Origin of the sequence: Providencia sp. PROV122, from assembly GCF_028482365.1 — a bacterium.
Taxonomy (GTDB): Bacteria; Pseudomonadota; Gammaproteobacteria; order Enterobacterales; family Enterobacteriaceae; genus Providencia; species Providencia stuartii.
The window spans coordinates 296,259-318,551 of the sequence record NZ_JAMPQI010000002.1; the positions used below are offsets into that span (position 1 = coordinate 296,259).

The window sequence follows — 22,293 nt, forward strand, 5'->3', positions numbered from 1 at the left end:
AATATTTAACTTAATAAAAAAGACGAGCTTTATTATTTCGCTATAATTAATCTTGGATATTAGCAAAAAAATAATATGCTGGTTTCTTTAACTAAAATTCATAAAAACGTGAGTATACGAAAGGAAGTCTTATATGAGTTATTACTATATGCTTGTTGTAGTCAAGTTTATCATTGGTTTTGCCATTGTTCTTACTCATATGAATTTGTCTGGGAAAACGCAGCTGTCACAGATGACACCTATTGATTTTATTGGGAATTTTGTGTTGGGTGGAATTATTGGTGGTGTGATTTATAGCGATACAATCCCATTATATCAGTACATTATTTTACTCTTTATAGGTGTGTTTTTTATATCAGGGCTAAACTATTTAACTAAAAAATTTAACTTTATTCGCAACGTGACTATCGGCAATCCTATCCCTATTATTAGTAAAGGAAACTTTATTATGGAAAATATATTAGAAAAAGGGAATAAAATTGATATTTTGAATATATCCTCAAGAATTCATGCACAAGGGGTTCATTCATTCCAAGAAATCTATTATGCCCAGATTGAACCAGATGGGCAATTAACGGTTATTTGTGATCCAACAAATATGCCATCAGTGATTATTATGAAAGATGGTGTTGTTAGGCTAAATGAATTGCAATCGATAGAAAAAGACGAAGAGTGGCTAAATAAACAGATGGTTAAACATGGGATCGATAAGCCCGAATCTGTTTTTCTTGCTGAGTTTTGGCAAGGCGAAGTCAAATTTATTCGGCAAGATGGCAAAATTCAGTAACTATCACGTTTCTTAATAAAAAGATGAAGAGCCGCTAAAGGCTCTTCATCTTAGGTCGAAGATGCTTTACTGACAAATTATTTTTTCAAATCATCATACAGCATCAAAGAGGATTTATTCTCAGGGTCACCAATGTAACGCGGCTGTGGTTGGTATTCGTCACTAAATAGGCTTTTCTGAGGAGTGTAGCCTTTATAGTTAAAGCCCGCGAGATCAGACCATGAGTAGATAAAATCCATGGTGCTATAAGGCCTATCGGTTTTACTGTTCAAATTAAAATTATGGCTTTGTAACCATTCAGGAGATTGCCATACTAGGAATGGAACATTGTAGATCACACGACTTGGTTTGCCTTCACTACGACCTAAAGTTTCATGAGGAGGTGTATCAAAGACATCTTCACCATGATCAGAGAAAAAGACTAAAAAGCCATTTTCTTTTGATGAATCAAAATCTTTAATTAATGTGGAGACAATATAATCATTGTAGTGTTGTGCGTTGTCGTAAGCATTGTAATCTTCGACTTGGCTCTCTTTGAGGTTACTTGGCACCAGACTATCTTTACCTTTAAAGATGGCTTTATCTTCAGGGTAACGGAACTCATATCGCATATGGGTTCCAAGTAGGTGAACAACAATAAATTTTTTCTCAGCGGGGTCGGCCAGAGCTTCTTTAAACGGGGCTAGCACAACTTCATCGTAAATACGTGAACTTTGGGCCATATCGTTATTTAAGTAATATTGTTTATCTGTTTGTCGAGAAAAAGCGGTTAATAGCGTATTACGCTCCGTCATTGTCTGTTGGTTTGTGATCCAAAAAGTTTTAAATCCAGCTTGCTTCATCATATTCATGATTGAAGGGCGCGAATTAAATAACTCGGGCTCAGTTTGAGAGGCAAACGTGAGAATTTGCTGGAGCGCCTCTATTGTATAAGGACGAGAGGTCACGACATCGTTAAATACAGACAAATTATCGGGATACTGTTGTTTTAGCTGCTCAAGCTCTGGTGTTGTTGGGCGTTTATAACCATATAAGCTCATCCTATCGCGACTTGTTGATTCACCAATGACCAAAACAAAAGTTCTCGGCGTATTGCCGTTAGCATCGATAAAGTTTTCTAATGGCGGGATCTTACTGTTATCACGGATCAGTTCTTCCATATTGGCTAACTGGTTTTTATAGAGAAAATAGCCACTAACAAATTGCCAAGGCGCAGCATAGGCAAGTTTACTATTCACATAAGACATGACATTGGCGAACGGCCTATCTTGTTTAATTCCTTTATTATAATAAGGCACGCCAAATAAGATGATTAGCACGAGCAAAGAGACACCACATCTCGCTGACACTGGCATGGTCACTGGTTTTAGTCGTGACCATAAGAAAATCGCGACCAAAGTATAAATCAATATAACCGCGATAACCTTAAAGCTAATGTATTGCCTTAAAAATTCACCTGCTTCATTTGTATTTGTTTCAAACATCACAAACATGACGCTTTGTGAGATCTGATGCCCATAGACGACAAAATAAGCGAGTGCAATGACAGATGAAAGCCAAAGAATGATACCGATAATGCCGGCAACTAATTTGATCCTTCTAGGGAAAAAGAGCGCAGGGATTAACCAGAGTGTGCTGTACAGTAAAGAGTCTCTTAATCCGACGGTGTTACTTTGTCCTGTAACAACAACATAGATTTGGAGCAATGATGAGAAATACCAGAAATAGATGAGCAACCACAGTAAAGCTGTCCAGCTAAATCTCTTTGCTTGCGTAGAATTAACCATAATTTATTGAACTCTTATTCTTAAGTCATGTTAGGTAATAAGAAAAAACGCCAAAAATCGATTTTTAGATATTATCTTAGAAATTAAGTTCAATAAAATAAACAACTAATAATTGATGAGATTTGGTTGATATTTGGTTTAATTTTACACAGGAAATAAAGTCAAATTAAGATAGCTTCAGTTTGATAGTTAGGCTTTTTTTATATTTTATTTCTCCTAAGTATAAAAATGGAACTGTATCAGTTGATATAGGGATATGTCGGTTATACCAATAAAATCAACCGAAGAACGGCATTCTAACTAACATCAATGACCAACATGTGTTATATAGACTTTATGTAATCTTATCTGAGCAGAGGGTGAAGGAAAAATGTCAGATAACGCGTTTATTGCTTTTCTGAAATCATCCTTATTTATCCGTTTAATCATCTCAATACTTATCATTTTTGATGGTTTTATGATTATTAAGCCTATATTGGGGGCTTATACTGACTATATTGATTGGCGAGCGAATGGGTTTAGTGAGTGGCTTAAATCTCTCGGCTTTATGAAGTTGCTTGATATCCCTCGTTTTTTGTTAGGAATTTCATTGATATTTTTATCTTTTTTCATGCTTAATGGCGCCCGAATTGCATGGGTGTTTTCACTGCTTTTACTGGCCATTATTTCGTTTGTTGATTTAAAAATTGCAACGGAAAACCTTCATCAAGGTTATTTTTCGCTGGTCCTTTTTTTGGCGTTGAGCTTTTTTTGGAAGCGTTATCATCATCACAGCTTAACCAGTGCGGGATTTGTGGCGATAACTTGTATCATTGCATTATTGCTTTATTCCATTTTTGGCACACTCTATATTGGTAATGAATTTCTACCTGTCGTTAAAGATGGAACCACGGCATTTTATTTCGCGTTAGTTTGTATGACGACCGTCGGTTTCGGCGATATAGTGCCAGTCTCTACAGATGCTCGGGTATTTACTGTTACGGTCATTATTCTTGGTATTACAATTTTTACAACATCAGTGGTTTATGTTGTAGGGCTGTTAGCTAAAGGAACAAAGGAAATTGTTCGCAAGAGGTTTTCTTATATGAAAAATCATTATGTTGTAATTGGTAGTACGCCAATGGCGGTAAGCATGTATGAAGGGTTAAAAAATCGCGAACTGCCAGTTGCGGTGATCTGCCAAGAAAGTCATCGCGCACATTATCCTGAGAAAGATAATATCGTCACTGGTGACCCTACAGATACAGCGCTATTAGCCGAATCGAATGTTAAACAGGCAAAATATGTATTAGTGATGACAGATAGCGACGCCTTAAGTACTTTTGTTCTCTTAGGGATAAAACAACTTGCTGGTGAAGGTGTAAAAACGGTGGTATTGGTTAACCAAGAAAGCAATATAGATAAAATTCGCCTGCTTAACCCCGACATGCTGTTTTCATTATCTTCTTTAGGGGGCGAAGTTTTGATGAAAGTGCTTTGCGGTGAAACAATATCAAATGACAGTATTAGTGATATTCTGTTAAATAAAGTGGCGAAAAACGAATAACAGGAATAAAACACTATGTTAACTGCCGAGCAAATCAGTTGTCAGCGGCAAAACAGGATGCTTTTTCAAAAGCTGGATTTCACCGTATTGCCCGGCCAAATTTTACAAGTTGAAGGGCCTAATGGTGCGGGTAAAACGACCTTATTACGTATGGTGGCTGGGCTGTTAAAACCAGATGAAGGGGATATTTTGTGGGAGCAATATTCGATTCATCAGTTAAAAGAAGATTTTACTCGTCAATTACTTTACTTAGGGCACAAGCCAGCCGTTAAATCACTACTCACTCCTTATGAGAATCTACAGTTTTATTATCAGATGCAGCATCGCCATCCTGCCGGGGATAGTTTGTGGTCGGCTCTCGAAGAAGTGTCACTCATTGGCTATGAAGATGTTCCTGTTGGTCAGTTATCAGCGGGGCAACAAAGGCGAGTGAATCTTGCAAGGTTATGGTTAAGTGAAGCTCCTTTGTGGGTGTTGGATGAGCCTTTTACTGCTATTGATGTCGCAGGCGTGAAACGTCTTACCGAACGTTTTCATCAGCATGCTGAACAAGGTGGGATCATTCTTTTTACTTCTCATCAAGCTATGTCGGGGCATTTTGGATCCTTAAAACTGACGGGCGGATATGAATAATGTTTTGGCTAGTGATTAAAAGAGAACTAAAAATAGCATTTAGAAGTTTTTCTGAATTGGTAAACCCATTATGGTTCTTCTTAATTGTTATTACGTTATTTCCATTGAGCATAGGGCCTGAGCCTCAGTTATTAGCACGTATCGCTGTTGGCATTTTTTGGGTAGCCGCGGTGCTTTCTTCTTTATTATCGCTCGAACGTCTCTTTAAAGATGACTATCTGGATGGTTCGTTAGAACAACTGTTGCTCGCACCGCATCCACTATTTTTAACGGTATTGGCTAAAGTGATTGCTCACTGGCTGGTAACTGGAGTGCCGCTAATCTTACTTTCACCGATAGCAGCTTTAATGCTCTCTTTTGACGCGAATACCCTTTCTGTACTTGTGGGTACTTTGTTGCTAGGTACACCGATCCTGAGCTTTATTGGTGCAATAGGGGCTGCTTTAACGGTATCTCTGAAAAAAGGGGGAGTACTCGTGAGTTTACTGGTGCTGCCGCTGTATATTCCTGTGCTCATTTATGCAACGGGAACAATGGAAGCGTATAGTTTTAATATGCCTTTGGGGAGTTATTTTGCGATTCTAGCTGCATTGTTAGTGGGGAGCGTGACATTTTCGCCTATCGCAATTGCCGCAGCATTAAAAATTAATATCAGTCATAATTAAACACGGTACCCAAAAACATCACTAAGGCGGTTGCACTATTTTTCAATCAGCTCCATCGTTAAAAGCAAATTAGAGTCGGGGGATAGCAATCTTCATCGTGATAAGCATAAAGCCAGAAGTGAGATTCAATGCTGGCTTTATGCTTTTTAATTATGCGGCGAGTGAAATAGTAGGTATCTATAGATCAGTATGTAATCTATTTAATTAGGCACCAAAGTTGGGGCCAATGATATCAATCGCATCCGTACAAATTGCATCAACTCCCCAGTTTAAAAGTCGCGAAGCACGCGCAGGGTCATTAACGGTATAAACTAAAATGTATAAGCCAGCCTCTTTTAAGCGTTTTACGCGTTTTTCATCCAATAATGTATGATCTAAATGGATGGAGACACAATCAAGCTGTGTTGTAAGGGTTTGCCAATCATCTCGCCATTCATCTAATAATAACCCTCTCGGTAGTTCAGGAGCGTATTGTTGAGCCGAAATTAGTGCTTCAATTGAGAAAGATGAAATCAATGGGGCTGTTTGTCCTTGCCACAGTTGACGAGCTGCAAGCGCAACAATTTGACCTGTTTTAGCTTCCAAGCCTGTCGTTGGTTTGATCTCAATATTTGCCATCATGCCATGTTGCTGACAACGTTTTGCGACCTCAGAGAGTAAAGGCAGCCGCTCTTTGGCGAATTCTGGACCATACCAGCTTCCAGCATCGATATTTGATAATTGCTTCCAATTTAATTCGCCTGCAATACCATGACCATCACTGGTGCGCTCAAGAGTATCATCATGTAATAAAAAGATTTGATCATCATGGGAAAGTTTGGCATCAAACTCGATCATGGTATGTCCATATTTTGCGCCAATATCAATGGCTGCGAGTGTATTTTCAGGAGCAAGTCTGCCACCACCACGATGGGCAACAATTTTAGGATAAGGCCAAGAGTTCATAATGTTGTCTATTTTCCTATTAAAGAAATACAACGGCTTTTTAAAGCGGTGTGACCAGTATTATAGCCGAATGTCACATTATATTACTCTTTAGCAGCTGTAAATGAAGATTAGCTCTAGAGGTAAGTTATCTATTTACAGAAAAGCGGGTGTTTATGAGAAAATAATTTTCAAAAAAACGATATAAAAGCCTATATTTGTTTTTTTATTGGTATTTTAATTTTATTTATTACTCCAATAATGATTATCTGAAAATGTGATCTTGGCGCCTTTACCGAAATTGTTTCGTTTTGTAGGATACTTAACTTAAATTTAAGTATCGCGGTTGGATACATTGATACATTGATACATCGAACAACTTATTTATCTGGTTGCTTATTGCTGGTTATTGTCGAGGTTTAATCGTGATTTTCTACTATTAGCCATGACTCATTCGCGATGAATGGTTTTTATCAATAGTAGTTTGTGGCGCGGTATGATCCTCAAACGGAGCATGTATGTCCACTCAAAACTCAAGTAAATCCGCTAACCCACCTCCAGTCAAAATGACATCAGCTGGCAGGGCTTATGCGGAACAAGAACGCCGTACCGCGAAGCGAGATCCCTTCTTGAAAGCATGGTATAACGGGGAATTAAACTCTGGTTTGGTGTTTAACTGTCGTATCGATGGGCTTCCCGATGACACCTTTCAGGTTACCGAATTTGATCTACAAGAGGGGTTGTCAGAACTATTTACTTTAACTCTTCATGCGGTCAGCTCCCTACTTGATGTGGATTTCCATGATATATTAGGCGGGGCTTCTTCCTTGACTGTGAAGCGGGATGGGATAAAAATTCGTGAGGTACAAGGCTTATTGGCAAGCGCCGAGAATCTGAATACCGATGGAGTGAAAACATGGTATAAATTTGTTATACGCCCAGAAATGTGGGTGATGACTCTCAAGCAAGACAGCCGTATTTTCCAAGATACCACCGTACCAAAGATATTAGAAACCTTGCTGAATGAATCGCACATTAAACACGATAAATTGTTTTATCATCCCGAAGAGCACCTTGAACGCCCGTACATTACCCAAAAGCGTGAAACGATGTATGATTTTTGGTGCCGCCTCGCCGCCGAAGAAGGGATTACCTTTTGGTTTGAGGAAGGCCCGAAACTGTTTTACAGCGACCGCCATTTAGGAATGACGGCAGGGATTACCCTCACTTATAACCCGCAAGCCGATACTGATACTACCGACAGTACTGCTACTACATGGCGCTATGCCGAGCAGCTGTGCAGCGATATTCGTATTGATAAAGATTACAATCAACAGCGACCTTCTCACCCGCTCAGCCATCAAGTCGTTGGTGACGTGCACCACCAACACGAAGTGTTCGAAAGTTATGGTCGCTTCCAAGAAGACGCGGAAGGGGAAACGTTCAATCAAATTCGTTATGAACAATCGCAAAATAACCGTCAAATGGGGCACGCCAGCACCAACTGTTTTGCCTTGCACCCCGGTAAGATGTTTACTTTAACCAATCACCCCAATGAGCGTATGAATAAGCGTTGGCAGGTGGTCAGGGTATCACATCACGGCGTACAACCCCTTGCCGACAACAGTGGCGGCGAAGGAACGCAGTTGTCCAACAGTGTGTCGTTTATCCCAGAGACGCAAGAGTGGCGACCGCCGTATCGTTATAAACCGACTGCTGATGGTGATGAGTTAGCGACAGTTGTGGGGCCTCCGGGAGAGGAAATCTATACCAACAGCAAAGGGGAAGTGGTGGTCTATTTCCATTGGGATAGACGCGGCACGCCCGACCACGGCGCCTCCTGCTGGGTGCCAGTGTCACACGGCTGGAGTGGCAATGGCTATGGGTTTATGAGTATTCCTCACGTCGGGCAACAGGTTTTAGTCAGTTACCTGAATGGGGATATTGATAGGCCGATTGTCACGGGGTGCACCTACAATGGACGCAATAAACCACCGTTAAATTTACCCAACGAAAAAACGCGTACCACCTTTAAAACTTGTACTCATAAAGGCGAAGGGTTTAATGAATTGCGTTTTGAAGACAAAGCCGGATACGAAGAAATCTATTTTCACGCACAGCGTGATATGAATGTGCACATTCAAAACGATAATCACACTCATATTCAGCGGGACAGCAAACAGCGCATTGACCAACATCGCTACGCTGAGATTGCGGGTGATGACCACCTCCATGTCAAAGGCACGCAAAAAGCGTTAACCGAAGGCGATGTTTTTCAGCAAGTGCTGGGGGCTTACCATCAGCAAGTGGATGGTGCATTGGTCAGTGAAAGCGGACAAGAAACCCATCTGAGCAGCCAAGGCAAAGTGGTGATTGAAGCCGCCACCGAAATCACGCTTAAAGTCGGTGGCAGCTTTGTGCGCATCACCCCGAGCAACGTGTTTACCTCGGGCAATGTGGCGATTGGTGACAGTGGAGGCGGCTCAGGGCAAGCGGTCAATCTTCAGCTCCCTGACGGGGTGGCTCCGTTTGCACCTCCGCCATACCCCATCAAACCGTACTGTGCGATGCAAGCTCAAGCCACTGGCAGTTGGGTGATTAAACCCAACGGAGGCAATGCATGAGACCGACGCCTTGGACAACGTGGTTGAGTGAGCCTCACCGTGACCCGGTGTATTTACTGCTCAATACCTTGGCGCAGCCCAACCCGACGGATGTGCTGTTTGCCAACGATTGGATTGAACAGGCGTTTCCGCTGTATAACGGCACCCCCTTGGCCCATTTAATCGCACAAAGTCCGTGGTTGGTGAAATTGAAACCGAGCGCCGCCGTCCCACTCGGGCAGCTGCTTGACCGCAAAGGCTTCAGTGACCCCAGTTGGGGCTGGGCTTACCGCAGCCCGATGGCGTGGGACGCGCAGTTACACCATTGGCAACAACGTCAATTAGTGAAACTGGATGGCGAAATGGTGGTATTACGCTTAATGGACAGCCGCATCGCCAATATCTTGATACCCAGCATGCGCGAAGCGGATTGGTATGTGTTGATGAACCCGGTGCATGAAGTGATGCTGGATACTGACACACAACCTGTCTGCCTGATATCGCCCGCCCGTGACCGTCCGCCGCTGATACCCGAGCTGAAAGTGCACCCGTTTACCTTGGGTGAGCATTTACAAACAGCGTGGGAGAACTCTGAAACGTGCATCCAACTGATGGCAGAAAACCTCGCTTGTGAATTGTGGGAGAACCAACCTGATAACGCACTGGCGCTCGACACCCCTGTAGGGCAATTGCACGAACGCTTGGTCGGTTGGTTGCATATCTCCCCCATATTAGCCGGTAACGTCGCCACACGCACCCTCGCCCAGTTTACCGACTATGCCCAACAATTGGGCTGGATACCCTCGACAACGGAGCCGTCATGAGTCAAAAAACAGAATCTTGCATTATCTGTGACAACTACCGATTTTGGATTAACCTGCAATTGGTGGATGATAAAGGACAACCATTAATTGGCGTGGCTTATACCTTATCTGAGCGTGGTACAGGACGTACCTTAGAGGGCAGCAGTGACCCACAAGGGCTGATTCACGCCGAAGGCATGACGGCACGCCCGTATACTTTAACCCTTGAACCGCAGTCACTGGCGGATGCACTGACCACCTTGTCACCGCCAGCGGCGATTCAAGGCAAAGATAAGTCGCTGAAAGATTTTTGTCGCGAACAGGGCTATCAACTCAGTGAGCAGCACCGCGCGGGTGAATTTAACACCGGATTGCCCGAGACCGTTCACAGTATGACGACAGGGCAAATCAGCCGTTCAGCCCATTATCAACAGCGAGATGAAGGCTATCAACTGTGGTTCCCCTACGACCTCCACCGCGTGATAGCAATTAAACGCATTGCCGAACCGGTATTTGCCAAATCTATCTTGCGCGGCGAAGGCAATACAGATGCTGGTGATGCGGTCGAAGACTTGGCGAATTTTGGGGAGTGTGATTACAGTGCGTATACCTGTGGTATTCCGTCAGCAACTGAACAATCTGAGTCTGAAGCTAACTGGGTTTCATCCTTATTCAGTACCATTGGCAATGCACTCAATCCGATTGGGACTGCACAGGCATTTCCTTTCTTCGGTGGTTTGGGTGGGAGCATGGGAATGGGAGGAGCCTTAAGTGGTGGTGTTGCCGGTGCTGCTGTAGGGCAACAAGAGAACGATTTTGGTTGGGGTACAACACAACAGAGCTCAAGTAAGAACATTTCCAATGAGCTAGAACAAGTTTTGCGGGTATCATTTCCCGTCACCATGGACGGCAGGAAGATCTTTTTCGCTATGGTGGCTCACTATTATAAAGGCGATAGTTTAACCCAGCAGGATTTATTGGAAATTGCGGATATGGGGGGAACGGCACCGACACGTTTGCGAGTGGGTTTTGCCTCAACTGATAAAACCGCAGTCGCAATGGCAGCGGCATCACAGTTGATTGCTCTTCATACTGAGCCGGATAGTGATAAAGCGCAAGTTCCTGTGATTAAAGGTCAGCTGGCATCTGGAGCTGAAAGAATGGAAGTCATCAGCTTACCTGCGTATCAATCCCTTGGTCATGCACTCAGTCTGCTGGCGCCTATTGAAGTATACCGATTTGATGTGGATGGTGGTACTCAGCTGTATATGGGGGTAGCGGCGTCAGGCAAAATTATTAATATCTCAGCGCGGATTGATGATATTCCAAAAGGGCCGATTATTCATGCAGGGCCTTCCCCTCTGCCACAAAAAGTCGATAAGCCTGAAGGGTTTGATATTCATGATTTCGATTATCGACCTGAGACACTGCCTGTTGCGGATGACGATATTGTCTGGCGGCATACGGGGCACGATGTTGAGCCGGTGGATTTTCGCGATTATATTCTGACGGTTGAGCGAAAGGATGTAAAACCTACGTATGTAAGCTTACGCGGTAAATCAGTTGAAGAAAAACTCAAGGCTCGTGGATATGATGATGTTATTATTAATGAGAATGGTGGATTAGACTATTCGAAAAGCAAGGCATTATATCATAATCCTGATAGATTGAAGCCAGATGGTACTCCAGTTGAGCCTATAGTAAAAATTAAGTATACAGGGAATTATCCTGATGATTTTGAAGCGGCAAATATGGCTGGATTTGGACAAAAATCCACACCTATGTTAGATGGGGAACGTTATCTTTGGCACCACCTAGATGATTATGATCCAATTACTAATGAAGGTACTATGCAGCTAGTTGTTTCGGATTCACATAATGGGATTCAGCATAAAGGTGGAGTGAGCCAATTCAAGGACACAAATAATGTTAGTGAATATCCATTTAGATTACCCAATAAATAAGGAGCCAATTATATGACAATAGAATTAGTGTTTCCTGAAAAAAGCTTATCTAATGATGAGTTAAATCAATTTGAATTGTTGTTTATAGCTAAATTGCCAGAAGCATTTAAGCGACACTATCTTACCATTAATGGTGGCTTTATTGGTGAAGATTCCAATATAAATTCTTATTTTGGAGGTTTTAACCCTATAAAGTATGGAAAGTTACCTATTGAAAAGCTTATTGAGGATATTGGTGATTTGGATGTAATACTGAATAATAAATCAGTACACTATGAGCAGGGAAGTTTTATACCCTTTGGTTATGATAATGGGGGAAATACCTTGCTTTTATCCCTTAAGAAAGATAGTTATGGCGAAGTTTACTTTCACTCTTATGATGGTTTATTCCAAAAGGAATATAGTAATTTTGAATCTTTTTTGAATGATGTATTTGGAAATGATTATTATTAAGATATATAAAAATAAACTAGTGTCGTAGAATTTTCACTTTATAAATGACTAACTCAGATATGATTCTTTTATAGATTACCAGTCTAGTAAAATATTTTATCATTTGATAAAAAACATTTTTCGTTGACGTTTTAGAAAAAGGTCGAACAGATTTTAGTGAAACTGTATCAGGAGAAATATCTTAATGCGTAGCACCGTAAACAGCAGAAAAATCATTTTAAAAAATGATACGACGAATACTGGTGGTACGGTGCTGACTGCTTCTTCTCTCGCCAAGCAAACTCAAGGCGTAGCTTGTGTGGGTGACTCTGTTTATTGCCCTTCGTGCAAAAAAACAGGCACTATTGTTGAAGGTGATAGCTTAATGAAAATTAATGGTATCCCTGTCGCGTTAGAGGGGTATAAAGTCGTTTGTGGATGTTCTGGAGGGTGCGTGCTTGTCGCGTTAGGTTAAATTATAGTTCGATATCAGTGCTTAGGAAAAAATAAAGTCTAGGTAATGACCACCTTTACGAATATTCGCAAAGGTGGCTAAATGATATTATTCAGTTTGATTTATGCTCTAACTCATCAATATATCCGCATACCACTGCATCATTTCCCTTGTTCCTTCCAAATACTGACCATGATTATAGGTTCCACGAATGGAATTTTTATCTTTATGCACCAATTGAGTTTCAATCCAAGCGCTGTTAAACCCTTTTTCATGCAGGATCGTACTCATGGTGTGGCGGAAACCATGCCCCGTGGCTTTACCATTATACCCCATTCGTTTTAATACCATATTGGCTTCATCACGTATAACGCGGGCGTCAGCAAGAGAAATATCAGGGTAAACACCAATCGATAATTATTTCTTTTTGCTCGTAAAGCAATCAGTAACGGCAACTATTAGGTTTGCTCGGAGTACGCTTACCAGAAGTCTTATGTTCTTTGTTTTAGGCTCATATCTGTCAGGAGTGGTACGCTATAAAATGGTCTTTAAATTATATCGAACAAGCTATGCTTAAATATCAAATATCGTATTGAGTTTGTTTAGGTGGAATAGAAGATAACTTAATCATTATGAGGAACTAAACTAACTGAGGAGACCACTGTAGAAGTGAAATTGGTGCCGGACTCGGAATCGACTTTTTATCATAACGTTATGTATTTAAATTAATTAATTGAATTTGGTTTAATTTATACCCTCAATTGTGCCCTCAGTCCCTAAAATAGTATTTGCCGAGCACCAAAATAGTCTCTTTTTTGAGAATATGATTTCGATTTCTATTAGGAAATAATGATACACCATGATATCGAAAAGGGCAGGAATCCACATGGAGGCCTGTTTATTTGATCCCTTGCAATAATAATGAATGAGATGATTAATATCAATGAAAAATGGCCCAATTTTGATGGGCCGATAAACAAAATAGAAGGGGGATCAGCGGGCAATATCGCGATAAAATACGGCATTACAATCAAAGTCGGCAAAAATTTTTGCCCTGTTTTTAGGATTGGGAGTAAACTGACCAATCGGTTTATCATTGGCGTACACTGCAAATGAGTTCGCTTTTGTTATCGCTTGCGTAAAGAGAGTCCAGGCATTACCTTCACTACGCGTTTTGGTTTCCTCAGGAATGTAATAGACTTCATCGTCGATAACAAAGGCGATATTGTTTGTATCGATAGGATGTTCATCTTGATAAAGATAAACGCCATTATCATATTCCTCATCAGCAGCAATATTACAGGCAAGAATAACACTGAGATGTTTATCATTACTGATGCCGTACTCCATATAGCCTTGTGCGAAGGTTGCCGACCAATAATTGGGGATAGCGAATGCACTTAGTGAGCCGCTCATGAGAACACAGGCTAATAGTATTTTTTTCATCATCATTTAACCTCTACGATGTCGAGAACAATATTGAAGCACTTTGGCGGAATAACCGAGATATTGGCGTTGTTCTTCAGTTAATGATTGTGCTGTATTGATTTTTGATGCTATAAATTGGGCGAGTTTGTCTTCAGGGAATTTTTTAGTCAGAAGAGTGAATGCGCATTCACACTCCTGTTTATTAAAGGCATTACTGTTGTTAACACATTGATGCATAAAAACCTCTTTGGGCGACTCTGAACAACTGGTTATCAGGAATAAGCTTAAAAGAAGCAGATATAAACGAAATAGGTTGCGATTTTTCATTGGATATTCAGCCATAAAAGAATGAGTACACAGGGATTAGCCCGACAAACCAGCCAATGACTTGAGGGCCGATAGCCCAAAAGAGCTTGGCTTGTATCAGCCCTATCGCACCTTCGCGTGTTGTGATGTAATCTGGCATAATCGCGAGTCGTATAGCATTACCGATAAACATGCCCAGCCCTGTTCCTAAGCCCATGACAACGAAAAACTTAATCCCTGCCCAAACACCGTAGATATGACCGGTAGGCGAAATCCAATTATAAACAACGACAATTGCGCTAATGACGAAAGCAATTAGCAGGTATTTAATAAAATAAGATGAGTTCATGTAACCACCTTTTTTAGGATGTAAAATAGCCAACATCAAAAAGGCATGTTGGCTAGGTAAGTTGAGGGTAATCTATAAGGCTGAATGCCAGAGATTAGAATCGGTAAGTCAAACCAAGCATGATGTCATTGGCCTTCACTTTGATTTTTGAGGTGTTTTCCCCATCGCCTACCGCTGTCGTGATGTCGGCTTTTCCAGCATCTAAATAGCGATAACTCAGCCCCATATCCCAATCGTCATTGATGGCATAGTTCACCCCCGCACCGACACTCCAGGCAAAGTTATTGGCGGTATGCGTGTGAGTATCATGCAGAGAGAGTCCTGGAGTATAAGCATCAGCGCGGGTGGTTTTAAAATCCACGGCCGCATAGCCTAGCCCGACAGAGATATACGGCGTGAAATCTGAGCTATTTTTAATGTCGTAGTACCCATTGACCATTAACGTATTGAGTTTGATTTGGTTTTTAATATCACGAGTTTGATGTACGCCATTACGCACACGGTCGCGGATGTTGTAGGTTGAATTCGCTTTATCACGCGCCATAAATTCCAATTCAGCTCGAACAGGGATATCAAACTGATTGGAAAAGTCATAACCTAACGCAAGTCCACCGCCAAATCCCCCCGTACGATGGCTATCCCCATTTTTGGTACCATTATCACCGGCATCAGCATAGCCGCTGTAGACAAATTGCTGACCTGACATTTGCACAATGGATGCGCCCATTTTACCCGTGACATAAATCCCCGTTTTACTGTCATCCGTGTTAGCGAATGCCGGTAATGAAATGCACCCCATTAGGGCAGGAATAATAAACGCTTTTTTCATGATTGATTTCCTTTTAATCAATATCACATTAAGTATGGTTGAATCGCGTTATGTCAGTGGAAGGCATGAAAGATTTGACTCAATCACCTTAATATCACTGACATAAAGATAATTTATCGTGGGATAGTTTAACCTAATTGATCTGTTTTACCTATCAATAATTAAAGTACGATCGATAATATCGATCGTATCTATCAATAAACGGTTATCGATCGTCGCAATCGATCAACTGTTGTTTTGGTGCTTAAATAAGAAAAAGAGTTGATGAGAGAGTGAGTCAAAATGGAAGGGAATAAAATGATGTTTAAAGAATTCTCTCCTTTATTGAATAGGTTGGTATGCTCGATATTATCAAATACTAAAATAAGGGATAAGTCTTTATGTTAGCGCTAACGCCTTATAAAAACGCTATTTACTCATGTTGTCGATATGAAAACCGAACTCAGTTAAGACCCAATGGTTTGATTTGCCGTTCTGATAATTTCATAAGTTCACCATAGATTAAGTATTGCTCATTATCCACAATGGTTATAAGCGTTCACGTCCAGAGAAATGCGTATACATCTGCTCTGTCAGTACCCACAACGCTTTATTAAGCTTAATGTCGCCATCAATCCCATTCACTGAACGCGTGCGAGCACGTTTACCTTTGGCATTTTTGCCCGATAATCCGCCTTTGATTAAATTTTCCTGCAAACGTTGGTAGGTAGTCCACAAATCGTCTTTCTTATCTTCGAAACGCCGAGGTTGTAAGATTTGGGCTTCAGTGATGGGGTGATGCTCTTCACCATAACGGTACGTTAACGCCGCTTGTGCAAAGATATATTGTACCGGGGGAGGTAATAGTAAGGACTGCATTTGCTCACGTTTTTCAGCGATAGCATCAAACGTACCTAACACTTCGTAAGCACCTTCAATCACTTTATCCACAACATTGCCTTTGTGCGGCACGCGCACTTCACCAAAGGTATCGCCACAAACCAGACCATTAGCACAAACTTGACGAAAAAAGCCCGGTAACATTTGATAGCTACTAGAGCCATCATGGCTATTGAGTAAGATAATTTCAGGTACTTGGCTTCCGGTGATTTGGTCATGGCGACGTAGCCGTAACAGGTGTTTGGTGTGCTCTCGACGGCTCATATCCCGAACTCGTGTTTGGCAGGCAAAGAAGGGGTAGAAGCCTTCTTTTTGTAGGCTGTCTAGCAACGTAATAGTGGGAATATAACGGTATCGCTCACTGCGTGATTCATGTTTTTCTTCGGAAAACACACTGGGTACTGTGTGAAATAACTCTTCGATGGTGAGTGGGCGTTCGCGACGAATGCTGTTGGCTGTGCCAAAGCGTGAAGCTAAACGAGTCATAGGGAGCTCCTTTAAATGAGTTAAATTAATTTAAAATTGAAGTAATTAACGATATGTTAGGGGATTGACGAGATGAAAGGTCATTTAGTCAATAAGTTGGAAAATGGCGGAACGTTCTGGGTGTTGCGCCGCATAATCACGCAATTGATAAAAGCGATCGACGAGGGTGTTACTTTCCGTTTGAAATGACCATAAACTGTACATCATCAAACACACGGCAATGCCTGCTGCTTCACAACTGACGTTGGCTTCGTTACCGTTATGTGGGTTGAACAGCGTCAGTGTCTCTTGAGGTAAATAGGGATAAATAAAGGCGCCACCATTGGATAAGGTGCAATATTCCCAATACCCACCCTGATAGTCATCACAAAACTGCCCCATTGTGGTAAAGATGACCACTTCAAAGGTGGTCCAGCCTTTCACGCTTCCGAAGTGATTGAGCCAAAAATCAAGGCGTTGCTCATAGGGGACGAGTGTCATAGCAATAGCGGATTCAGTTGTGTTATTCATTAGTTGATACTCCAAGAAAAAGAGATAAAAAAGCGCCAATCCCGTTAAGGACTGGCGCTGAGAGTGATAAGTAATGAGTTAAGTTAAGAAGCTAAAAGAACAGGCTCCACAAGGATTTAGCGACGGATACGATACTGTTTTTAACGTTGCTAACCGTACTTCTTATCAATGGCGGCAAAGGAATGATATCGATTAAGGCATCCACAATATTACTGACACATTGACTAAAATCGTTACGTGCGGCGTTTTCCACCGATTGGGTCCGGTAAGAGCTGTTCAGTTGCCTAGCTACCCCGCTACTGGCTTGCACCGGTAACGCCTGTATGAGCTGCTCTGCTAATTCAGTCAGTTGATAGTTTTCGATTGCAGATACAACCATCACAGGGTGGTTCGGCTTAAAAGCTGTTACTACGGCTTGTTGTTTCAATTCCAAGTTAGCAGTTTGCTCTGAGGATGGCTGGTGGTTATGTTCATCCCACTGGCGGCAGGGCTCTATTTTATCGGCTTGGTTCAAGATAAACAGAAATCGTTCAGATTGGCAGCCACATTGCTCAGTAAGAAAGCGATAACACTGTTCATCAGAAAACCATGCCCTATCATCGGCTTTGAGTACCCAGATGATTAAATCTAGTTCTGGTAACAAATTACGGTAGAGGCGGTGGTACTCTTTATCCCGTTCGATACTTTCCCCCACGCTGGGTAAATCTACAAAAGTGAGAGTATGGTTGTTCATCGTCATGCTGAAGCGTTGGGCTTGGCGTGTGCAGCCTGAAACATCACTCACAGGTGATAATGACGATTGGAATAGTGCGTTGATTAAGCTGGATTTTCCTGCACCCGTTTTACCCATCAAACCGATGGTGGGGGAGTAATTGATGAGCTGACTGAGTTGGTTAAAAAATGATGTTTTAAATGAAAAGGGAAAGGCTGCGAGAGCCTTCTCCAGTTCAATATGTTGATTCATACAAACTCCTTGAAAATAAAATTATCATTATTCAAGGTGATAATATATATTTGAAATTATTTTAAATTTTTCTTTTTAACTAACAGTATGAGTTCTTCAATGGGATCCCGTGGTAGATCAATTTGATCAATCATCGCCTCGATAATTTCGTTAATATTTTTATTATGATTTTTGGCTATTTTTTTTAATTTTAACATTGATGATTTGGAAATATACGTATTCAGTACAGCCTTATCTTTAACACCATCACGATATTTTTTTTGGCTCCAAGCTTTTCTTGTTTGAGATAGAAAAAGCTTGACTGCTTCTACACTTGAAATAATAGCCCAATAATCAAAACAGGAAATAATCAATTTCCATTTTTCATTTTGAATAAGAACATTAACATCATCATCAACAGCAATATTTGCGCGGATCATCCTCTCGGCTATCCATTTTAATGCTTCATTCTTTCTGGGTAAAAATAAAAAAGGATCGGGGTATTCTTTAGAAACAGAGGAAGCTTTATCTTTCATATAAAAGACTGTCTCATTAAAATCTTTAGGGTTTATAAACAAAACTAAAAAGTCCAAAAAACAAACAATATAATGAAAAGGGATATTCCTGCCTATGATAGGGTTCAAGTTCAAGGGAGAGTAATTATACACGCCAGTCATAATTGATGGATAATCATTTTCTATAAGGTGTTTATTATACGACTTCATGAGAAAGTTTAAGATAACAAATGATATTCTTTCATCCGTTAAAAAAGATAATTGTTCTATTGGGATAATCTTTTTCTCTATCGTTCTGAGATAATAATCAACATTTTTAAATCTATTCCCGACATGCTGATTTAACTCACTAAGTAATGTATACACATTCTTATTCTTTGCCTCAGATATCATTTTATAAAGCTCATTAGGCGACAGTGTTTTTTCTGAAAACATATAGAACAGAACAGCATAATATTGTCTGCACTCCAAATAATTATCATTGACATTTATATTTATCATTTATTCTCCAAGTAGTATTTTTTGCATATGTTTACATAGTATTTTACGTAGTGTTTAAGGTGTCATTGTACTACATAAAAACCCCTATTTATGTGCTAAAACTCACGATAACTGCACTAATTATTATTAGAGTAAAGGCTAATCTTTAGATAAGTTAATATCAGAGTTGACTCTCCTCAAAAAGAAGCGGCTCATTGTGGTTCAAAAACGCGCTGTCACGGGCATCGATGATAAGATAAAGAAAGGCTTTATCGTGTTGGTATAGTATTATTTTAATAAAGATAACCAGCATCATAACCACACCTAAAAGATTAAACATTACCCTGTCACTGACTCACCTATCCATATATTCATCATCTTGGTTAAATGATGAATGCCTATTTTTAACAACATCCCTTCTAGATATGAAATAAAACCAACCACAGGTATTAATCATGTCTAGTTACACCTACAATAAGCATTACATTCAAAAGATAAACCACACTATCCGTAAAGCACTTTTAATTAACAATCGTGTTACTGCTGTTCGAGTTGACTTACGTTTCCCATCTGAAAATATATTTCACTTTAACGATTCGAGGGTCATCACTCGATTCTTTGGATCGTTAAAAGCCAAAATAAATGCTGACCTAAAACGTAAGAATAAAATATGGGAGCGTAACCACATATGCCCGTTATCTTATGTCTGGGTCAGAGAGTTCGGTGAGATAAATAATAAAAAACACTATCATGTTCTTTTGCTGTTAAATAAAGATGTTTATTGGGGGTTAGGTGACTTTGTTAAAACTGAAGGGACGCTCTATGCATTAATACAGCAAGCATGGTGTAGTGCTATTGGTGTGAACTACCCTGCGGAGCGTTATTTAATTCATATTCCAGATAACGCCATAACGTGGCTAGATAATAATAAACCCAATAATGAAAGCACGATATTCGAATTAAACCAGCGCTGTCGTTACTTAGCCAAAGAACATACAAAATATTATGGTGATGGTGAGCGTTCTTTTGGGTGTAGCCGTTAATCTACCAATAAAAAACATGAGGGGGATATCTTTTGGAAGAGAGATATCCCTAAACACTTATCGATATCCCTTCTGCCTTTTAACGTTAAAGACAGGAGTTCAATAATGACTACTCAAGCTATTCCCTTACTAGATGACCAATTCGTTGATATGAAATTTATAACTCGCCTAACCGGTTTGACGGATAAATGGTTTTATAAATTAATCCAAGAGGGGGAGTTTCCCAAACCCATCAAACTGGGGCGTAGCTCTCGCTGGTTAAAGAGTGAAGTAGAGCTATGGCTGCAAGCGCGTCTTGTGGCTTCTCGGGGTTAATCCTTTCGAAGTCAACGTATTCAATTTAACCCAATTAGTTCTACGAATTAATGTATGGAGTACCGAGAGTATGAAAAAGCTGCCCGCTCGTTATGAAGAGTTATTGAGTTATTATCAATGTTGGTTAAATGGGTATACGAAGTTGTCCATTTGCCAAGGGATGTGTCATTCACTCATACAAAACAGTCACTATTTGATGATGTCGTACATTCGTTTTTCGAGTCATGAAGCCTGCCAGGTGGCGGTTATTCCAGCTTGTCTCTATCGACTGGTCTATGGCAAAGCCTACCCTGATAAGCTCACCGAAGAAGAGGATTTAAATCTGAGTTTTCATATCGATGAACGGTTATTACGCTATCACCCGATGTTGGAAGGTATACTGCTCAGTGAATGTGTGCGTCTTAACCAGCATGCCTTTGCGAACAAATTAATCAGTTTATTTCAGCAATTTAATGATCCGGAAATACGCCCGAAATTGGTCTGGTTATGTTGGTATGATTTGCTGTTGGGGTCACCGTTAGACGATTGGAACCATACACTTAAGTTGAAATCCAAAGAACAACTCGTAGAATGGGTGATTGATAGGCAAGCCGAAAATTGGGGATTAACAGCTATCATGGATGAATATGTATTGTTCAGCCGGTCGAGTATTCAATGAGTTGATAATGGGGTAAACTGAGCTTTTCTGTTGAGGCTTAGTATGGCTACCATTTCAGTAAAATGCCGATTCTGTGGGTTAACCGACCCTGTTAAAAAACATGGCACCGGCAATGGAGGTCATCCCCGTTATCGCTGTCAGGCCTGTTGCCGCACTTTTCAACTCGATTATACCTACAACGCTTGTCAGCCCGGCATCAAAGAGCAAGTGGTTGAGTTTGCCATGAATAATGCGGGTATTCGTGACACGGCAAGATCTTTGCATATCAGTATTAATGCAGTCATACGCACTTTAAAAAACTCAACCCTCGGCAGGTAACAACACTCCCTTTACAGAATTTACAGGTTCATATTTTTTATGAAATGGATGAGATATGGTCGTTTGTCGGTAATAAAAAGCGACAACGATGGCTATGGTATGCTTGGTCACCACAGTTAAAACGCATAGTGGTACATGTCTTGGGCTCACGGAGTCGTAAGACTCTGCAAAAATTATTAAGGTTGCTTTCTCAGTTTGATATTCAGTTTTGGTGCACAGACAATTACTGAGCCTATCAGTTATTACCAAGAGGGATCCACTTGATAGGTAAACGAATTACTCAGGGAATAGTACGTCAAAATCTGAATTTAAGAAACCGAATAAAAAGGCTGAACAGAAAAACATTGAGGTGATCATTGGTACTTTCATTGAACATTACATTTAATCAACTCATTGAATACTCGACCATGTCAATACGATATGATTTTTTATAAATTCAAGCCGCCGCACTGGGTGCAAGACTTACGAGTTAGCATATAAAATTTTCTCCGTATTCATGAATATGCAGGTAGAGGGAGATGCTCGATTGATTCAGTATTATTTGGGCTATAAAAATATTCGTCAGACCGTACGCTATCTCACAAGTAATTTAGTTAGATTTAAAGATGTTTGGATTAGCAAATAAGTGAAAATGAG

Annotated in this window: 22 protein-coding genes and 2 pseudogenes; 13 read left to right on the top strand and 11 right to left on the bottom strand. The window is 40.7% G+C overall.

The features are described from left to right. Window positions 1-133: 133 nt before the first annotated feature. Entirely contained in the window at window positions 134-787 is a 654-nt protein-coding gene (locus PSE69_RS02960) for a DUF421 domain-containing protein (protein WP_036941712.1), read from the top strand. Window positions 788-864: 77 nt separating this feature from the next. Here PSE69_RS02960 and PSE69_RS02965 read toward each other — a convergent pair whose 3' ends face one another. After that, on the bottom strand, window positions 865-2,574 hold the full coding sequence (locus tag PSE69_RS02965) for a phosphoethanolamine transferase CptA (protein WP_004927389.1): 1,710 nt from the start codon (window positions 2,572-2,574) through the stop codon (window positions 865-867). Window positions 2,575-2,944: 370 nt separating this feature from the next. Between PSE69_RS02965 and PSE69_RS02970 the strand changes: the two genes are divergently transcribed. The 3 genes from PSE69_RS02970 to ccmB are packed head-to-tail and all read left to right on the top strand — an operon-like array spanning window position 2,945 to window position 5,418. Continuing rightward, a complete protein-coding gene (locus PSE69_RS02970; RefSeq protein ID WP_004927391.1) occupies window positions 2,945-4,120 on the top strand; it encodes an ion channel in 1,176 nt (391 codons plus the stop codon). A 15-nt stretch (window positions 4,121-4,135) separates the two neighbouring features. Beyond that, window positions 4,136-4,753, top strand: a complete 618-nt coding sequence (ccmA, locus tag PSE69_RS02975) for a cytochrome c biogenesis heme-transporting ATPase CcmA (protein ID WP_014656733.1) — start codon at window positions 4,136-4,138, stop codon at window positions 4,751-4,753. Next, window positions 4,753-5,418 (top strand): heme exporter protein CcmB, encoded by a 666-nt coding sequence (gene ccmB / locus PSE69_RS02980; RefSeq protein WP_121874893.1) that lies wholly within the window; start codon window positions 4,753-4,755, stop codon window positions 5,416-5,418. The genes ccmA and ccmB overlap by 1 nt, the downstream gene beginning before the upstream one ends. A 204-nt stretch (window positions 5,419-5,622) precedes the next feature. Here ccmB and ugpQ read toward each other — a convergent pair whose 3' ends face one another. Next, complete coding sequence (ugpQ, locus tag PSE69_RS02985) at window positions 5,623-6,363, bottom strand: glycerophosphodiester phosphodiesterase (protein WP_053110073.1); 741 nt, start codon at window positions 6,361-6,363, stop codon at window positions 5,623-5,625. Window positions 6,364-6,860: 497 nt separating this feature from the next. Between ugpQ and PSE69_RS02990 the strand changes: the two genes are divergently transcribed. The 5 genes from PSE69_RS02990 to PSE69_RS03010 all read left to right on the top strand — a co-directional run bounded on the left by PSE69_RS02990 (window position 6,861) and on the right by PSE69_RS03010 (window position 12,619). Then, window positions 6,861-8,966: a type VI secretion system Vgr family protein gene (locus tag PSE69_RS02990; RefSeq protein ID WP_121874894.1), complete on the top strand. Its 2,106-nt coding sequence runs from the start codon at window positions 6,861-6,863 to the stop codon at window positions 8,964-8,966. Then, window positions 8,963-9,769, top strand: coding sequence for a DUF4123 domain-containing protein (locus PSE69_RS02995; protein WP_004927410.1), 807 nt, complete (start codon window positions 8,963-8,965; stop codon window positions 9,767-9,769). Before PSE69_RS02990 ends, PSE69_RS02995 begins: the two co-directional genes overlap by 4 nt. Further along, a complete protein-coding gene (locus PSE69_RS03000; protein ID WP_220683406.1) occupies window positions 9,766-11,712 on the top strand; it encodes an HNH endonuclease in 1,947 nt (648 codons plus the stop codon). The genes PSE69_RS02995 and PSE69_RS03000 overlap by 4 nt, the downstream gene beginning before the upstream one ends. Before the next feature lie 12 nt (window positions 11,713-11,724). Next, window positions 11,725-12,165 (top strand): SMI1/KNR4 family protein, encoded by a 441-nt coding sequence (locus PSE69_RS03005; RefSeq protein ID WP_004927418.1) that lies wholly within the window; start codon window positions 11,725-11,727, stop codon window positions 12,163-12,165. A 184-nt stretch (window positions 12,166-12,349) separates the two neighbouring features. Next, entirely contained in the window at window positions 12,350-12,619 is a 270-nt protein-coding gene (locus tag PSE69_RS03010) for a PAAR domain-containing protein (protein ID WP_072502498.1), read from the top strand. 108 nt (window positions 12,620-12,727) lie between these two features. Here the strand turns inward: PSE69_RS03010 and PSE69_RS03015 are convergent. The 9 genes and pseudogenes from PSE69_RS03015 to PSE69_RS03055 form a co-directional block, all read right to left on the bottom strand. After that, a pseudogene (locus tag PSE69_RS03015) lies at window positions 12,728-12,952 on the bottom strand (tyrosine-type recombinase/integrase); the annotation flags it as partial. Between the two features lie 639 nt (window positions 12,953-13,591). After that, on the bottom strand, window positions 13,592-14,047 hold the full coding sequence (locus PSE69_RS03020; RefSeq protein WP_230088459.1) for a hypothetical protein: 456 nt from the start codon (window positions 14,045-14,047) through the stop codon (window positions 13,592-13,594). A gap of 3 nt (window positions 14,048-14,050) precedes the next feature. Beyond that, window positions 14,051-14,263: a hypothetical protein gene (locus PSE69_RS03025; protein WP_230088460.1), complete on the bottom strand. Its 213-nt coding sequence runs from the start codon at window positions 14,261-14,263 to the stop codon at window positions 14,051-14,053. Window positions 14,264-14,360: 97 nt separating this feature from the next. After that, window positions 14,361-14,681 (bottom strand): hypothetical protein, encoded by a 321-nt coding sequence (locus PSE69_RS03030; RefSeq protein ID WP_040132871.1) that lies wholly within the window; start codon window positions 14,679-14,681, stop codon window positions 14,361-14,363. A 94-nt stretch (window positions 14,682-14,775) separates the two neighbouring features. After that, a complete protein-coding gene (locus PSE69_RS03035; RefSeq protein WP_272674962.1) occupies window positions 14,776-15,510 on the bottom strand; it encodes an outer membrane protein in 735 nt (244 codons plus the stop codon). Window positions 15,511-16,038: 528 nt separating this feature from the next. Then, on the bottom strand, window positions 16,039-16,875 hold the full coding sequence (locus tag PSE69_RS03040; RefSeq protein WP_272674963.1) for a DUF932 domain-containing protein: 837 nt from the start codon (window positions 16,873-16,875) through the stop codon (window positions 16,039-16,041). Window positions 16,876-16,959: 84 nt separating this feature from the next. After that, entirely contained in the window at window positions 16,960-17,385 is a 426-nt protein-coding gene (locus PSE69_RS03045; RefSeq protein WP_272674964.1) for an antirestriction protein, read from the bottom strand. Between the two features lie 91 nt (window positions 17,386-17,476). Continuing rightward, the gene (locus PSE69_RS03050; RefSeq protein WP_004927451.1) at window positions 17,477-18,349 is read right to left on the bottom strand and encodes a GTPase family protein; all 873 of its coding nucleotides are present in this window, start codon (window positions 18,347-18,349) and stop codon (window positions 17,477-17,479) included. A 56-nt stretch (window positions 18,350-18,405) separates the two neighbouring features. Then, complete coding sequence (locus PSE69_RS03055; protein WP_272674965.1) at window positions 18,406-19,344, bottom strand: hypothetical protein; 939 nt, start codon at window positions 19,342-19,344, stop codon at window positions 18,406-18,408. Between the two features lie 434 nt (window positions 19,345-19,778). On the opposite strand from PSE69_RS03055, the gene PSE69_RS03060 reads away from it, so the two are divergent. From PSE69_RS03060 to PSE69_RS03075, 4 genes and pseudogenes are all read left to right on the top strand, one after another. Next, a complete protein-coding gene (locus PSE69_RS03060; protein ID WP_272674966.1) occupies window positions 19,779-20,366 on the top strand; it encodes an inovirus Gp2 family protein in 588 nt (195 codons plus the stop codon). Window positions 20,367-20,471: 105 nt separating this feature from the next. Beyond that, window positions 20,472-20,681 (top strand): helix-turn-helix transcriptional regulator, encoded by a 210-nt coding sequence (locus tag PSE69_RS03065; RefSeq protein WP_088206868.1) that lies wholly within the window; start codon window positions 20,472-20,474, stop codon window positions 20,679-20,681. Between the two features lie 70 nt (window positions 20,682-20,751). Continuing rightward, complete coding sequence (locus PSE69_RS03070) at window positions 20,752-21,339, top strand: hypothetical protein (RefSeq protein WP_154611499.1); 588 nt, start codon at window positions 20,752-20,754, stop codon at window positions 21,337-21,339. Between the two features lie 42 nt (window positions 21,340-21,381). After that, window positions 21,382-22,004 (top strand): annotated as a pseudogene (locus tag PSE69_RS03075) (IS1 family transposase); the annotation flags it as partial. Between the last annotated feature and the right edge of the window lie 289 nt (window positions 22,005-22,293).